We start from the raw sequence: 14,508 nt of genomic DNA, 5'->3' as shown, positions 1-14,508 counted from the left end.
GCAGCCACCGCCGCATACCTCGGGGCGCGCGGGCACGGGGCACGCAGCCCCAACCTCCCATCTCCGATGCTATCCCTTCACGCTGCCCGCCGTCAGGCCCTCCACAAGGTAGCGCTGGGCGTAGACATACACCAGCATCACTGGGATGGCCATCAGCAGCGAGGCGCCCATTAGCTGGCCCCACGGGTAGATATCGCCGAACACCAGCAGCTGCAAGCCCACCGGCAGCGTCTTCAGGCTCTCGCTGGTGATAAACACAAACGCGAACAAGAACTCGTTCCAGGCGTTGGTGAAGGCGAACAGCGTTACCGAAAGCAGCGCCGGGGCGGCGAGCGGCAGGGTGATGCGCCAGAACGCGCTGAGCCGGTTGGCGCCATCGATCATCGCGGCCTCCTCCAGGTCGGGCGGGATCGAGCGGTAGTAGCCCAGCATCACCCAGGTGGCGAACGGCATAAGAAACGTCGGGTAGGTGGCGATCAGCGCCAGGTGCGTGTTGATGATGCCCATGCTCACCAGGATGCGGTACAGCGGGATGAACAGCAGCGAGCCGGGCAGCAGGTAGGTGACGAGCAGCACGGTGGTGAGGGTGTTGGCGCCGCGGAAGTTCAGCCGCGCCAGCGCGTAGCCGGCTAGCGCCGCGAGCGCGACCGACAGCGCAGTGCTGGCAGTGGCGACGATCACAGTGTTGCGGAACCACGTCAGGTAGGCGGTTTTGAACAGCAGCGTGCGAAACTGGTCGAGCGTCCACGGCTCGGGCCAGAAGATCGAGCGATACTGCTGGATCTGCAGGTCGGTCTTGAACGACGTGATAATGATCCAGTAGAACGGGAACAGCACGAACAGCAGCAGCGGCAGCAGCAGCAGCAGGCGCAGCGCCAGCCCGGCGCGCGCGCGCGCGGCGAAGCTCAGCGCCGGCCGGCCGCCGCGCAGCAGCGCCAGCAGCCGCACCGCGCCGGCCGCCAGCCACTCGAGCGGCAGAAACAGCAGATCGAGCAGCAGCCCGACGCCGCGCCCTACCCAGTCGAGCGCGCGGTCGAGCGCCGACTCGCGCTCGCGGCCGGCCGGGTCCTGGCGCATGAACCGCGCCAGCACCACAATAAACACGCCCAGCACCGGGGCCATGCTCAGCGCCACCGCCGCGCCCGGCCCGAAGCGCAGCCCGATGATCGCGCGCTCGTAGGCCAGGATCGAGAACAGCCGCGTCGCGCCGCCGGGGCCGCCGCCGGTCATCAGGTACACCAGCCCGAAGGTATTGAAGGTCGAGATCGTCGAGAGCAGCAGCGTCACCACGATCACGTACTTCAGGCCCGGCAGCGTAATATGCCTGAAGCGCTTGAGCGCGTCGGCGCCGTCGACCTCGGCGGCCTCGTACAGCTCGCGGTCGATCGCCTTGAGGCCGGCCAGCAGCAGGATGGTGTAGAACGGGATGCCCTTCCAGATATTCACCGAGATCACGCTGGGCATGGCCAGGCGCGGCTCGGAGAGCCAGCCGAGCGGCCGGTCGATCAGGCCGAGCGCCAGCAGGATCGGGTTCAGCCCGCCGAAGATCGGGTCGTAGATGCTGCGCCAGGCCATCGCCGTCACAACCTCGGGCACGATCCAGGGCAGCAGCATCAGCCCGGTAAGCAGGTTGCGCAGCGGCAGGCGGCTGTTGAGCAGCAGCGCGATCGCCATGCCAACCACGAGCTTGCAGCCGATCGAGGCGGCGGTGAACAGAATAGTATTGCCTACCGCGCTGCGGAATTCGGAGTCGCGCCAGAGCAGCTGGTAGTTGCGCAGGCCCACGAACTGGTCGGTGCGGGTGATGATATTGCGGGTGGTGAAGCTGAGCAAGATCGCGTTGATAAACGGCCAGAAGATCAGCCCGGCCATGATGATCACCAGCGGCAGCACAAACGGCAGCGCGACCTTCCAATCGCGGCCGAGCCAGGCGGCGGCGCGGCGCTCGCGGCCCAGCGGCGCGCCACGCAGCAGCGCCGGGCTGCCCTGTGTCGCTCGTTTGGCCATAGCTCCCTCTCTATGCGGCAGGATGGCGCGATGGCATAATCAGCGTGGCGGCTGCATCGTGCCATCGCGCTATCGTGCCACGGTGTCAGGCTTGCGGCAGACCGGCCTCTTCAAACAGCTGTACGATGCGGTCGTGCGCGTCTTTCACTGCGTCCTCGGCCGACATCTTGCCGGTGGTGACATTGGCCATCATCTGGCTGGGGATCGCCGCGGCGAGGATGCCGTCGATTGCGGCGTTCGGGTCGGCGGGGTACGACGTGCCGGTGTAGGCCTCGGGGTTGAAGATGATCTCCTTCACCGTGGCGAAGTTCGGGTCGATCTTCAGGATCTCGTCGGTCCACTGGTTCTTGTACGCCGGCAAGAACAGCGCCCCGCCCTCCTGCACCATGGGGTCGAAGATCTGCGGCTGGAGCATGTGCAAGATCAGCTCTTTGGCGATGTCGATGTTCTTCGAGCCCTTGAAGATCGTGAACCAGCCGTTCTGCCCGGCCTCGAGCAGCTTGCCGTCGTTGGTTTTGAACTTGTGCAGCAGCGCGGTGTTCGGGAAGACTGGGTTTTTGTCCTTCTTGGCCTTGGCGTAGATGCTGAACTGGTTGGCGGTGAGCGCGATCGTGCCGGCCAGGTAGGCCTCGTTGTTGCTGGTGTCGGTCCAGCTCTCGATGCCTGGCGGCAGCATTGGCTTGTACTTCTCGCCTGTGTAGGTTTCCTGCAGCCACTTCACCGCCGCCACCGCCTGCGGCGAGTTAAAAGTAACCTTCTGGCCGGATTGGTCGGTGAAGCTGGCGCCAAACGCCTGCAGCACGTCGACGATAAAGCCGTGGCCGTCGCCGCTCTTGTTGATCGTCAGGCCCCAGCCCCAGATCTTTTTGCTGGCGTCGCTGATCTTGAGCGCGGCGTCGCGGCGCTGGTCGAGCGTGTCGAGCGTGTTGACGTCGACCCCGGCGGCCTGGAAGACGTCCTTGCGCCCAAACCAGCCGCCGGTCTGGCTCATGAACGGCACCGCGAACCAGCGGCCGTCGAACTGGGCGTTCTTGGCGGCCGTCACCGGCACGACATCGCCGTACATCTTGATCGCCTGCTCGACCACGTCGGTCACGTCTTCGACGATATCGAGCGAGTGCATCTGCGGGATGCTGAGCGTGTGGTAGCCCAGATCCGGCGGCACGCCGGCCTGCACCGCGGCCTGCATCTTGGCCAGGAAGTCGCCGAAAACCTCGGGGTTGGCGGTCGAGATGTCGAGCTGGATGCCCTTGTTCTTGGCGTAGTCGGTTACGGCGTCGCGGAACTTCTGCTGTACCGTCTCGAAGTACTCGGTGCGGTGGATCACCGTGAGCTTGCCGGCGGCGCCCTCGGGCAGCGGCGCGGGCGTGTTCGTCGGCGCCGGCGCGGCGGCGGTTGGCGCAGCGGCAGTGGTTGCGGCAGCGGTTGGCCCGGCGGCAGCTGCGGCGGTTGGCGCAGCGGCAGTGGTTGCGGCGGGGGCGGCGGCGGTGGTTGCGGCGGGCGGGCTGGTAGGCGCCTCGGTGGTGCTGGCGCCGCCACAGGCGGCCAGCAGCGTGGCGCCAGCGCCCATCAGGCTGGCGCGGAGAAATTTGCGGCGTGATATGCGGCCCTGCGGTTGATCCGATGCCATGCGTGTTCCTCCTTTGGTAAGCATGACTCTGCGCTGAGCGCCGCGGCATCGCCCGATAGTGGGCAGCCGAACCCGTGCGTGCCTGGCGGCCGCTCTGCTGCTACAGGGAGTGAAACCTCCTTTCGTTGAAGATGCTGCTGGGGAGCTACGTTGAGGAGCCGATGGCGCATTATACCATGCATTATCGCGTATAATCTCGTTTGGCGGGGCCAAACGGCCCGCATAGCACACAAGGAGCACCCGATGCGATCAAACCCCGAAGACCTGCGTGGCATCGCCCTGCCGGCGCCTGGCTGGTCGCGCGCGCTGCCGATCAGCGGCCCGCCGTTCGAGCGGCCGGCGCCGGAGCTGATCGAGCGGCTGTACCGCGTGGGCAGCGCCACCGCCAGCGCGGTGATGCACCGCATGGGCGTGCGGCAGACGTTCGTCGAAGGGCCGGTGGCGCGCCAGCCCGGCGCCAAGGTGGTAGGGCCGGTCGTCACGCTGCAGTTCATGCCGCAGCGCGAAGACGTGGCCTCGGGCCTGGCCCAGGAGCACGCCGAGCAGGTGAGCGCGCTGTGGGCCGTGTTCGAGAGCGTGCAGCCCGGCGACGTGCTGGCGGTGCAGGCGTTCGGCGACGCCTACACCGGCTGCATGGGCGAGATGCTGATCACCTACTTTAAGGGCCGCGGCGGCGTGGGCATTGTGGTCGATGGCTGCATCCGCGACTGGCCGCGCGTGCGCGAGATCGGCGTGCCGCTGTGGACGCGCGGCTTTACACCGAACTATGCCTCGCAGGCCAGCCTGTTCCCGTGGGCCTACAATGTGCCGATCGCCTGCAGCCGGGTGCTGGCGCTGCCCGGCGACATCATGATCGCCGACGACGACGGAGCGGTGCTGGTGCCGGCGCAGATGGCCGAGCTGGTGCTCCAGCACACGCTCGACCACGAGGAGTGGGAGGTCTTCAGCCGGATCATGCTGGCGCAGGGCGGCAGCCTGGCGAAGTACTACCCGCTCAGCGACGAGGGCTGGGCCGAGTACGAGGCATGGCGGAAGCAGCAGGGTCAGAAAGCTTAATCCACACGAGCTACGTGGTGGGGGTTTCGGGGGCGGCTTTGCCGACCCAGAAAGAGATGATTTTGGAGGCACTGCGCTCTCCAAGCCTCCCGCCCAGGAGAACACCGCATAGCTCGTGTCATTCACAGGAGTTACGCGGTGCGCGTTTTTGCCTTCGGCAGAGCGGTACTTTTTCATCTATGGTGCTGAGATTGTGGCGCAAAGCGCCACAATCTCAGCACAAAAGAAAGCGAAGTACCATGCTGCCGCAGGCAGAAGGAGCCGATATCGCAGCGACCGCGTAAGTCTTGTAATTCACAGGTGAACACATGAAGATAACAGCAATCAAGACGGCCGCCACGCTGGGGCATGGCATGCACCTTTGGGTGCGGGTCGAGACCGACGAGGGCATCAGCGGGCTGGGCGAGTGCGTGCACGGCGGCGTGCAGGCGATCGCGATCATCCACGAGCTGCGCGCCGGCCTGATCGGCCGCGACCCGCTGCAGATCGACGCGATCTTCGAGGAGCTGCGGCGCGGCCACGTGTTCGACGGCGGCTTCGCCGGCGCGCTGATCACCGCGCTCACCGGTATTGAGTTGGCGCTGTGGGATCTCAAGGGCAAGGCCCTCGGCGCGCCGGTGTATGCGCTGCTTGGCGGCAAGTTCCGCGATAGCATTCGCGTCTACGCCGACTGCCAGGTCGAGCCGAGCATGGACTTCGGCGAGATCGAGCGCGTGGTGCAGGGCGTGGTCGCGCGCGGCTTCACCGCGCTGAAGATCGACCTCGACATTGGCGCCTACACCGGCGACCGCAGCCGCGCCCACGGGCGCGTGAAGGACGCCTTCAACCACACCGCCGACCAGTGGGAGCACGAGCGTATGCTCGAGCTGGTGGACATGACCACGCGCGCGGCTGGCCGCGATGTGGCGGTGGCGGTGGACGTGCACACCCGGCTCGATGTGCCCAGCGCCATTCGCCTCGCGCGCGACCTGCAGCAGTTTCACCTGCTGTGGCTCGAAGAGCCGGTGCCGCCGGAAAACATCGACGCCATGCGCGAGGTCAAGCGTGCCAGCGCCACGCCGATCTGCGCCGGCGAGAACCTGTACCTGCGCCACGGCTTCCGCGACCTGATCGTCAAGCAGGCGGTCGACATCATCATGCCCGACATCCCGAAGTGCGGCGGGCTGTCGGAGTGCCGCAAGATCGCCAACCTGGCCGAGCTGTACTACATCCCATTCGCGCCGCACAACGTCGCCTCGCCGATCGGCACCATGGCCTCGGCGCACGTGTGCGCCAGCGTGCCGAACTTCCTGGTGCTCGAGTTCCACTGGCTGCACCGCGACTACTGGCGCACGATCACAGCCGACGGCGAGGATATTATCAAGGACGGCTATATCGCGCTGAGCGAGCGGCCGGGCATTGGCGTCGAGCTGAACGAGGCGGTGGCGCGCGCGCACCAGTTCCCAGGCACAGCCTGGTTTGAGTGATTGGCCTGGCCTAGCCTACGACGCGCCGGAACAGGCCGGGGTAGTCTTCGACCAGCCCCTCGGCGTCGATTGGTAGGTCGGCCGCGAAGCCGGTGTCGAGCGCCTCGAAGCGAACCAGCGCCGGGCCGAGGCGGGTGTAGCGCTGGCGCGCGCGGCTCACCACCAGCCCCGGCAGCGCGATATACACCACCTCGATCTCGGCGGCCGCGCCCAGCGGCGCCAGCCGGCGGATCGGCAGCGTGTTGGTGAACGGCGTGGCCGAGATGTCGACGTCGTGGCAGCCGTCGAGCGCGGGCAAGGCCGCGCCGGCCTCGTTGGCCCAGTGGCCCGCGCCGTCGCCGTGCAGCTCGATCCGTCGCTCGGTGGCGTCGAGCAGGTCGACCCTGACTGCGCGCGTGTGCCAGGCCGCGTCGCACTGCACGGTGTAGCGCACGCGAAACGGCGTGCCTCCGTCGCCGAAGCCGATGATCACGCCATCGGCCAGCGCCTCGCCGGCGGCGGTGGCGCTCAGGGCCACATGCTCGAGCCCCGGCATGGCCCACGGTTTCCAAAGGATCTGGGTCGGCATCGCCTGCTCCTCTCGATGATTGCGCCGGCCAGGCTGCCGGCAGGCCGATTGCGCGGATGCGGCCACGGCAGTATAGTATATCTCGCTGCTGCAGGCGTGCAATCTCGGCCGACCGCGCTGCCGCAGGCTAAAAAGGGCCGGCTGGGTAAGTCGTGTAGCTGATCATCTTCGGTTTTCCGCGCAGAGGCTGGTAAACCGAACACAATAGCAAACTCTCCCCAGGAGTCGTATGCTGCTGCTCAAAGAGCCGACGCGCGAGCAGATCGCCAACTTGATCGCCGCCTACCGCCACACGCCGTTTACCTACCCGGATGTCGGCGCGTCGCGCGGCGCTCCCCCGGCCGGCTGGCGCGTCGACCATAACCGCGCGCGGTTGGGCGCTGGCGCGGCCACATTCGAGCGCGCCCGCACCGCGTTCGAGCGCTGGGCCATGTTCGATGTCGGCTGGATGCGTCTGTGCTGGCCTGAAGCGCCGATCGCCGCCGGAACGACAGTGGCGCTGCTGGCCAGCCTGCCGGGCCTGTGGTCGCTGAACATCTGCCGCGTGGTCTACACGATCGACGACGACGACGGGCGGGTACGGCGGCGCGGCTTCGCCTACGGCACGCTCGGCTTGCACGAGGCCCGCGGCGAAGAGCGCTTTCTGGTCGAGTGGGATCGCGCCAGCGATGCGGTGCACTACGACGTGCTGGCGTTCTCGCGGCCTTATAGCCTGCTGGCGCGGCTGGGCTACCCGGTGGTGCGCGTGTTTCAGCGGCGCTTCGGGCGCGCCTCGAAGCGGGCCATGCTACGCGCGGCAGAAGGGCAGGATTGATACGATGTACGCGGAAAGCCGCGACGATGGACGCATGCCACCTGCGGCCGATGCGCCGCCGATGATTGGCATTCTTGCCGGGATGGGGCCGCGATCGACGGCGCCGTTTGTCGACATGGTGGTGAGCGAGTGCCAGCGCCAGTACGGCGCGCGTTACGACGACGAGTTCCCGCCCATGATGATCTACTCGCTGCCGACGCCATTCTACGTCGACCGGCCGATCGACCACGCGGCGCTGCGGGCCTCGATCGCGGCCGGGCTGCGCACCCTGGCCGGCACCGGCGTGGGCCTGATCGCCATGCCCTGCAACACCGCGCATATCTACTATGCCGAGCTGGCCGCCGCCCTGGCCGTGCCGCTGCTGAACATGGTCGAGCTTGCCCTGTGCGCGCTGCCGCACGATGCCCGGCGCGTGGCGCTGCTGGCAACCCGGCCCACCGCCGAGGCGCGCGTGTACCAGGATGCGCTCGCGCGCGCCGGCCTTGTGCCATACCTGCCCGAGGCGCTGCAGGCGCGCGTCGACGCGCTTATTCAGGCGGTCAAAACCGCCCCCGATCGCGCTGGCCCGGCCGCGCGCTGGGCCGAGCTGCTGGATGAACTTGCCGGCGCGGGCGTTGATACGGCGCTGGTCGCCTGCACCGACCTGAGCGGGCTGTGCGCCGCCGGGCCGCCCGCGCCGCGCCGCGCCGACGCAGCCCAGGCGCTGGCCGCCGAGCTTGTGCGCGCCTGGCGCTCCGCCGCCGTGAAGCAATAAAGGAGACGCCCATGAGCCAGACCGTCTACCTGATCAGCGACCTACACCTTGGCCCGGGCCGCGACCTGAACACCGGCGTGTGGGATCCGCTCGAAGATTTCCAGGCCGACGACGCGCTGGGCGCGTTTCTTGGCCGGGTCAGCGCGGCCGCCGGCGCCGAGCCGGTCGAGCTGATCATCGCTGGCGACTTCATCGACTACCCGCAGATCCTGCCCGACCTGGCGCTCACCTCGCCGCTCAACACCCGTGGCACCACCGAGGCCGAGTCGGTCGAGCGCACCCGCGTGGTGCTGGGCCAGCGCCCCGAGGTCGCCAGCGGCCACCCGCAGGTATTCGCGCAGCTGCGCCAGTTCATGGCCGACGGCCACTCGGTCACCATTCTCGTCGGCAACCACGATATCGACCTGCTGTGGCCGGGCGTGTGGGCGCTGCTCTTCGACGCGATCTACCCGCCCGGCGCGCCCGGCACGCTGCGGCGCGTGGCCTACAGCCTCACCGTCGGCGCGGCCGAGCGCGGGCGCGTGTATGTCGAGCACGGCCACGAGCGCGACCCCGAGAACTGCTTTGGCGACCGCATGGGCAAGCCGTTCGGCGACGACGGCGCAGGCGCGCGCCGGCTCAAGCGCTGCTACGGCACGCTGTTCGTCGACAAGGTGTACAACCAGCTCGAGCGCGAGCGCTGGTTTATCGACAACGTCAAGCCGATCTCCAAGGTGATCGGGCTAGGCCTGCGCAACGACCTGTTCTACACCGGCGGCGCGCTGGCGCTGATCGTCAAGTTCTTTCTGATCGCCGGCCTGCCGCCCAAGCAGCTGCGCGCCGTGCTGAGCGACGACAGCTGGCCGGCCAACCGCCGCACGCCTGGCGCGCTCGTGAGCGCGGTGAAGGACGACGAGCTGCGCGCCTACCTCGAGCGGCGCATGGCCGACCCACAATTCCGCGACGAGTTCAACCAGGAGATCGCGCGCTTCGACGAGCAGGAGTGGCGCGAGATGCGCGCCGGCATCAACCGCCAGCCGACTGTTGAGAAGCTGGCCGACGACAAGCCCCGCCCGGTGATCCTGGCCGCCGAGGCCGAAGATTACTACCGCGCCGCCGCGCGCGATCTGCTGCGGCTCGACCCGCGCATCACGGCGGTGGTGATGGGCCATACCCACGCGGCGATCGACGGCCTCACCAGCCCGATCTACCTCGACGGCGGGCGCGCCGGCTACTACTTTAACAGCGGCACCTGGACGCTGCACCTGCGCGAGCGGCCGGGCCGCCCCTACACCTGGGCCGAGATCGGCGACGCCAACAACTACACCTCGCTGCTCACCTACCTGCGCTTCGTGCCGAACGACGCCGGCGAGTACCAGGTCGAGTTCCATAGCTGGGCTGCCGAGAGTGGCTAACAGCTTGTCTGAAAAGAGGACATGAACACTATGAGCAACCAACCGACTGCCCTGCCGCACTGGGATATGAGCGTCGTCTACCCCGGCCTCGACTCGCCCGAGTTCGCGGCCGACTTCGCCGCCGCGCAGGCCGATGTCGCCGCCGCCGCCGCGCTGTTCGACGCGCTGGGCATCGGCGAGCGCGCCGCCGCGCCGCTGGCCGACGCCGACGTCGCCGCGTTTGAGCAGGTTGTCGCCGCGCTGAACCCGCTGCTCGAGCGCGCCGGCACGCTGAGCGCCTATATCTACAGCTTCGTCACCACCGACTCGCGCGACACAGTGGCGCAGGCGCGCCTCAGCGAGTACCAGCGCGCCGCCGTGACGCTGTCGCAGCTGACTACGCGCCTCACCGCCTGGATCGGCGCGCTCGATGTCGGCGCGCTGCTGGCGCAGTCGGGCGCGGCGCGCGAGTACGAGTTCCTGCTGCGCCAGGCCCAGCGCCGCGCCCGCCACCTCATGTCGCCGGCCGAGGAGGCGCTGGCGGCCGAGCTGGCGCCCAGCGGCGGCGGCGCCTGGAACCGGCTGTACAACAATGTCGCCTCGCAGCTGCTGGTGCCGATCGATTTCGACGGGCCGCCGCGCGAGCTGCCCATAAGCGCGCTGCGCAACCTGGCGTTCGAGGCCAGCCGCGACACCCGCCGCCGCGCCTACGAGGCCGAGCTGGCGGCCTGGCGCCGCAGCGCCGTGCCGCTGGCCGCGGCCATGAACAGCATCAAGGGCGAGGTGTCCACCCTCGCGCGCCGCCGCGGCTGGGCCGCGCCGCTCGAGCAGGCGCTGTTCGCCAATAATATCGACCGCGACACGCTCGACGCGATGCTGGCCGCCGCGCGCGAGTCGTTCCCCGACTTCCGGCGCTACCTGCGCGCCAAGGCGCGCATGCTCGGCGTCGCGCGCCTGGCCTGGTACGATCTGTTCGCGCCAGTCGGCGCGACGCGCGCCTGGGGCTACGACGAAGCCGCCGCGTTTATCGTCGCGCAGTTCGGCAGCTACTCCGGCCGCATGCGCGATTTCGCCGCGCGCGCCTTCCGCGAGCGCTGGATCGACGCCGAGCCACGCCCCGGCAAGCGCGACGGCGCGTTCTGCATGCCGCTGCGCCGCGACGAGTCGCGCATTCTCGCCAACTACCAGCCTAGCTTCAAGAGCGTCTCGACGCTGGCGCACGAGCTGGGCCACGGCTACCACAACACCAACCTGGCGCGCCACCCCGAGCTGAACCGCGACACGCCCATGACCCTGGCCGAGACGGCCAGCATCTTCTGCGAGACGATCGTGCGCAACGCCGCGCTGGCCGCGGCCGCGCCTGCCGAGCAGGCCGAGATCCTCGAGGGCGCGCTGATGAACAGCTGCCAGGTGGTCGTCGATATCACCAGCCGCTTCCTGTTCGAGCAGCAGGTGTTCGAGCGCCGCCCCGCCCGCGAGCTGTCGGTCGACGAGCTGTGCGCGGCCATGCGCGACGCGCAGCTCGCCACCTACGGCGACGCGCTCGACCCCGACGCGCTGCACCCGTTTATGTGGGCCGCCAAGCCGCACTACTACAGCACCGGCAACTCGTTCTACAACTACCCGTATATGTTCGGCCTGCTGTTCGGGCTGGGGCTGTACGCGCGCTACCGCCGCGACCCCGAGGCATTCAAGCTCGGCTACGACGAGCTGCTGGCCTCGACTGGCCTTGCCGACGCGGCCACGCTGGCCGGGCGCATGGAGATCGACATCCGCTCGATCGACTTCTGGCGCGCCAGCCTCGGCATCATCCGCGCCGATGTCGACCGTTTCGAGGCGCTGGCAGGCGCGCAGGAGTGAAATCGCGCCGTGCCGGCGATCGATGCCGCTGGCGCCTGCCTCAGGGCAAACCGGCAGCTCATGCCGCCCGACGAGGCCCGCGCCACCGGCGCTGCGCACGCCACAGACCATGCGTATGGCTATTCGAAACAGCTTCTGCCTAGGAGCAATCATGCTGATGCTGCTTGCCGCCTGCGGCGCGCCAGCGCGCACCGCCCACGCGCCAACCGATGGCGCGCCCGCGCCGAGGCGCTTTCTGGCGCTGGGCGACTCGTACACGATCGGCGAGAGCGTGGCCGCGGCCGAGCGCTGGCCGGTGCAGCTGGCCGGGCTGCTGCGCGCCCGTGGCGTCGCTCTGGCCGAGCCGCAGATCATCGCGCGCACCGGCTGGACCACCGACGAGCTTGCGGCGGCGATCGACGCCGCCGAGCCGCAGGGGCCGTTCGATCTGGTGTCGCTGCTGGTCGGCGTGAACAACCAGTATCGCGGGCGCGCTGCCGGCGAGTACCGCGCCGAGCTTCGCGCGCTGCTCGGCCGGGCGGTGGCGCTGGCCGGCGGCGATGCCCGGCGCGTGCTGGTGCTCTCGATCCCCGACTGGGGCGTCACGCCGTTTGCTGCCGGCCGCGATGCCGCGCGGATCGCCGCCGAGATCGACGCGTTCAACGCGATCGGCCGCGCCGAGGCGCTGGACGCCGGCGTGCGCTACGTCGATGTCACCGCCGAGTCGCGCCGCGCCGCCACCGACCCGGCGCTGGTCGCCGGGGATGGCCTGCACCCATCCGGCGCGATGTACGCCGCCTGGGCCGCGCTGGCGCTGCCCGACGCGCTGGCGGCGCTGGGCGCGGCGTAGGCGCGGCGCGGACCCCGATTCGCGTAGCAGCCACAGAGGATCTGCCCATGCCGGCGAGCCCAACCCCGATCACCGACCTGCGCCACCTGGCGCCGCTGGCGCGCCGCTGGATCGCCGAGCTGCTGGCGCGCCAGCTTGGCGCGGTCGAGCTGAGCTACGATTTCTATCGCGAGTGGAACGGCGGCTGGCGGGTGCGCGTCGAGGTCGCCGGCGCGCGCCAGGGCTGGCTCGACTTCGCGCTGCTGGCCACGCCTGGCGGCGGGCTGCTGGCGCTGCCGCAGCCCGTGCCCGAGCGCTGGCGCGCGATCAGCGGCATCCCCGCCAGCGATGGCAGCCTGTGGACACTCGACGACGGGGGGGCGCTTGTGCCGTTCGCAGCATCCGGCGCCTAGCGGCGCTCGTCGCCCAGGCGCCCGCCCTGGCGCACGCAGTAAAACGTGACATAACAAACAAACAGCACTGCGGCGAACTCGGCGCTGAGCGCGAGCGGGTGGAGGTTGCCGCGCGGGTGCAGCAGCGGCGCCAGCGCGTCGGCCAGCACGTCGCGCGGGTACAGCAGCGCGTCCCAGCTGTTCCAGCGCAGCACCCGGCCGAGGTACACGCCCAGCCCGGCCAGCCCGCTCGCGCCCAGCACGAACAGCCAGCTGGCGGCGGCGCCGGCCGTGCGGCGCACCAGCGTCTGCATCACCTGGAGCGACACCACCGCCAGAAAGCAGCCCGCCAGCATAAACGCCGCCAGCAGCCCGATGTCGTACCACAGCGGCACGGGCGGGCGCTCGCGCAGGTGGATGAGGTCGGTGACGATGTAGGGCGCGTTAGGGAAGAACAGCAGCCACAGCGCGCCGGGCGCCAGCAGCAGCCACCACGCGCCCGGGCGGCGCAGCTGCGTGGCTGCGGCCCATAGGCTGGCCAGGTATGGCATCCACGCCAGCGCCAGATTCCACGCCAGGAAGGTCAGGCTCAGCTGGTGCGTGCGCGCCACCCGCGCCGCAAGCAGCGCCAGCGCCAGCGCGCTGCTGAGCACGAGCGCATAGAATGCGCGCGCCTGGAGAAATCGGTGCATGCTGCCGATCCGCTCGAACATCGCTTGTTCCTTTTCCACGCACAAGATCCTGCGCGGAGTGTAACCACGCCGGCGAGGGCGCGCAATAGCGGCCGCGTGATACGCGGCTTACACCAGCGTAGCGCGTGGCCGCGCCTGCCGCCACGCCCTGGGTCGCCGCCTGGCCGCACCCGTGTGCTTGACGCCGCCAGCCGCCTCTGGTAGCCTTTACCAAAGGCCTGGCAAATCACACCGGCATGCCAACGAGCTGCCGGCGTTGCGACCCGCGAACCTGCAATCGTATGATCACACTCTTGCTTGTCGAAGACAACCAGCGCCTGCGGCCGGCTTTGGCCGCCGGCCTGAACGCCACCGGCGCGGTGCGCGTGGCCGGCGACTGCGGCAGCGGCGAGGAGGCCCTGGCGCACTGCCTGGCCGAGCCGCCCCAGGCCATCCTGATGGACGTGCAGCTTGCCGGCCAGCTCAATGGCATCGAGGCCGCCGTGGCCATCCGGCGCGAGTTCCCGCGCCTGCCAGTGGTGTTCTACTCGATCCAGGACGACGACGCCTACTACCGGGCGTTTCGGCGCTCGGGCATTCTGAGCCACTACGCCTACGTGCGCAAGTCGAACTACCTGCTGCCGCAGATGATCGTGCCGCTGCTGCGCGACGCCGTGGCAGGGCGCAGCTTCATCGACCCCGAGATCGAGTCGCGGGTGCAGGAGGTGCGCGAGAAGGACGAGCAGGCGCCCATGGCGCTGCTCGAGCCCAACGAGCAGGCGGTGGCGCGCATGCTGGCGCGCGGCATGAGCAACGAGCAGATCGCCGCACAGCTGGGCTTCCGCGATAAGCGCAGCATCAGCCGCACCAATGGCCAGATCTACGCCGCCTGGGGCCTCGCCGACACCGCCACCGACGAGAAGGTCGCACGCACGCGCGCCGCGCTGATCGTGCACGAGGGCCGCCTGCTGATGTGGGACGACCAAGGCGCCCCGCATATTCTCGACGCGCGCGGCGCCTGGGTGCCGTACGATTTGTTGAAAGGCTAGCAGGTTGCAGGCCCGAGCCAGCTTGGCGTGTCAACCTGCAACTTTTGAACCCGCGAACCT

At 69.0% G+C, this 14,508-nt stretch carries 13 protein-coding genes; 9 read left to right on the top strand and 4 right to left on the bottom strand.

The window, feature by feature from the left end:
* Positions 1-69: 69 nt before the first annotated feature.
* Together U0177_RS08165 and U0177_RS08160 are read right to left on the bottom strand one after the other, a co-directional pair.
* Positions 70-2,007, bottom strand: coding sequence for an ABC transporter permease subunit (locus tag U0177_RS08165; protein WP_409570114.1), 1,938 nt, complete (start codon positions 2,005-2,007; stop codon positions 70-72).
* 85 nt (positions 2,008-2,092) lie between these two features.
* On the bottom strand, positions 2,093-3,637 hold the full coding sequence (locus U0177_RS08160; RefSeq protein WP_409570113.1) for a hypothetical protein: 1,545 nt from the start codon (positions 3,635-3,637) through the stop codon (positions 2,093-2,095).
* 243 nt (positions 3,638-3,880) lie between these two features.
* Here U0177_RS08160 and U0177_RS08155 point away from each other — a divergent pair, with 243 nt between their 5' ends.
* A complete protein-coding gene (locus U0177_RS08155) occupies positions 3,881-4,693 on the top strand; it encodes a ribonuclease activity regulator RraA (RefSeq protein WP_409570112.1) in 813 nt (270 codons plus the stop codon).
* A 308-nt stretch (positions 4,694-5,001) separates the two neighbouring features.
* On the top strand, positions 5,002-6,159 hold the full coding sequence (locus U0177_RS08150; RefSeq protein WP_409570111.1) for a mandelate racemase/muconate lactonizing enzyme family protein: 1,158 nt from the start codon (positions 5,002-5,004) through the stop codon (positions 6,157-6,159).
* Between the two features lie 10 nt (positions 6,160-6,169).
* Here U0177_RS08150 and U0177_RS08145 read toward each other — a convergent pair whose 3' ends face one another.
* Positions 6,170-6,727, bottom strand: a complete 558-nt coding sequence (locus U0177_RS08145) for a putative glycolipid-binding domain-containing protein (protein ID WP_409570110.1) — start codon at positions 6,725-6,727, stop codon at positions 6,170-6,172.
* Between the two features lie 229 nt (positions 6,728-6,956).
* Here U0177_RS08145 and U0177_RS08140 point away from each other — a divergent pair, with 229 nt between their 5' ends.
* From U0177_RS08140 to U0177_RS08115, 6 genes are all read left to right on the top strand, one after another.
* On the top strand, positions 6,957-7,541 hold the full coding sequence (locus tag U0177_RS08140) for a DUF1990 family protein (protein ID WP_409570109.1): 585 nt from the start codon (positions 6,957-6,959) through the stop codon (positions 7,539-7,541).
* Positions 7,542-7,545: 4 nt separating this feature from the next.
* Complete coding sequence (locus tag U0177_RS08135; protein WP_409570108.1) at positions 7,546-8,295, top strand: aspartate/glutamate racemase family protein; 750 nt, start codon at positions 7,546-7,548, stop codon at positions 8,293-8,295.
* Positions 8,296-8,306: 11 nt separating this feature from the next.
* Positions 8,307-9,689, top strand: coding sequence for a hypothetical protein (locus U0177_RS08130; RefSeq protein ID WP_409570107.1), 1,383 nt, complete (start codon positions 8,307-8,309; stop codon positions 9,687-9,689).
* Positions 9,690-9,719: 30 nt separating this feature from the next.
* Positions 9,720-11,528, top strand: a complete 1,809-nt coding sequence (locus U0177_RS08125) for a M3 family oligoendopeptidase (RefSeq protein WP_409570106.1) — start codon at positions 9,720-9,722, stop codon at positions 11,526-11,528.
* Positions 11,529-11,685: 157 nt separating this feature from the next.
* Entirely contained in the window at positions 11,686-12,357 is a 672-nt protein-coding gene (locus U0177_RS08120; protein WP_409570190.1) for an SGNH/GDSL hydrolase family protein, read from the top strand.
* A gap of 47 nt (positions 12,358-12,404) precedes the next feature.
* A complete protein-coding gene (locus U0177_RS08115) occupies positions 12,405-12,749 on the top strand; it encodes a hypothetical protein (protein ID WP_409570105.1) in 345 nt (114 codons plus the stop codon).
* On the opposite strand, the gene U0177_RS08110 is transcribed toward U0177_RS08115, so the two are convergent.
* Complete coding sequence (locus tag U0177_RS08110; protein ID WP_409570104.1) at positions 12,746-13,441, bottom strand: DUF1361 domain-containing protein; 696 nt, start codon at positions 13,439-13,441, stop codon at positions 12,746-12,748. The two genes, U0177_RS08115 and U0177_RS08110, sit on opposite strands and share 4 nt — an antisense overlap.
* Before the next feature lie 260 nt (positions 13,442-13,701).
* On the opposite strand from U0177_RS08110, the gene U0177_RS08105 reads away from it, so the two are divergent.
* Positions 13,702-14,448 carry a response regulator gene (locus U0177_RS08105; protein WP_409570103.1) on the top strand — a complete coding sequence of 249 codons (747 nt, stop codon included), beginning with the start codon at positions 13,702-13,704 and terminating at the stop codon, positions 14,446-14,448.
* The last annotated feature ends 60 nt before the right edge of the window (positions 14,449-14,508 follow it).

The sequence above is a fragment of the Kouleothrix sp. genome (assembly GCF_046328425.1).
Taxonomy (GTDB): domain Bacteria; phylum Chloroflexota; class Chloroflexia; order Chloroflexales; family Roseiflexaceae; genus Kouleothrix.
Note: the sequence above shows the minus strand (reverse complement) of the source record. Positions and strands in the feature narration are given on the sequence as shown.

Excerpts from the sequence above, each read along its gene's own strand:
- U0177_RS08130 (WP_409570107.1), top strand. The coding sequence starts at position 8,307 with ATGAGCCAGACCGTCTACCTGATCAGCGACCTACACCTTGGCCCGGGC.
- U0177_RS08165 (WP_409570114.1), bottom strand. The coding sequence starts at position 2,007 with ATGGCCAAACGAGCGACACAGGGCAGCCCGGCGCTGCTGCGTGGCGCG.
- U0177_RS08140 (WP_409570109.1), top strand. The coding sequence starts at position 6,957 with ATGCTGCTGCTCAAAGAGCCGACGCGCGAGCAGATCGCCAACTTGATC.
- U0177_RS08110 (WP_409570104.1), bottom strand. The coding sequence starts at position 13,441 with ATGTTCGAGCGGATCGGCAGCATGCACCGATTTCTCCAGGCGCGCGCA.
- U0177_RS08115 (WP_409570105.1), top strand. The coding sequence starts at position 12,405 with ATGCCGGCGAGCCCAACCCCGATCACCGACCTGCGCCACCTGGCGCCG.
- U0177_RS08155 (WP_409570112.1), top strand. The coding sequence starts at position 3,881 with ATGCGATCAAACCCCGAAGACCTGCGTGGCATCGCCCTGCCGGCGCCT.
- U0177_RS08105 (WP_409570103.1), top strand. The coding sequence starts at position 13,702 with ATGATCACACTCTTGCTTGTCGAAGACAACCAGCGCCTGCGGCCGGCT.
- U0177_RS08150 (WP_409570111.1), top strand. The coding sequence starts at position 5,002 with ATGAAGATAACAGCAATCAAGACGGCCGCCACGCTGGGGCATGGCATG.
- U0177_RS08135 (WP_409570108.1), top strand. The coding sequence starts at position 7,546 with ATGTACGCGGAAAGCCGCGACGATGGACGCATGCCACCTGCGGCCGAT.
- U0177_RS08125 (WP_409570106.1), top strand. The coding sequence starts at position 9,720 with ATGAGCAACCAACCGACTGCCCTGCCGCACTGGGATATGAGCGTCGTC.
- U0177_RS08120 (WP_409570190.1), top strand. The coding sequence starts at position 11,686 with ATGCTGCTTGCCGCCTGCGGCGCGCCAGCGCGCACCGCCCACGCGCCA.
- U0177_RS08160 (WP_409570113.1), bottom strand. The coding sequence starts at position 3,637 with ATGGCATCGGATCAACCGCAGGGCCGCATATCACGCCGCAAATTTCTC.
- U0177_RS08145 (WP_409570110.1), bottom strand. The coding sequence starts at position 6,727 with ATGCCGACCCAGATCCTTTGGAAACCGTGGGCCATGCCGGGGCTCGAG.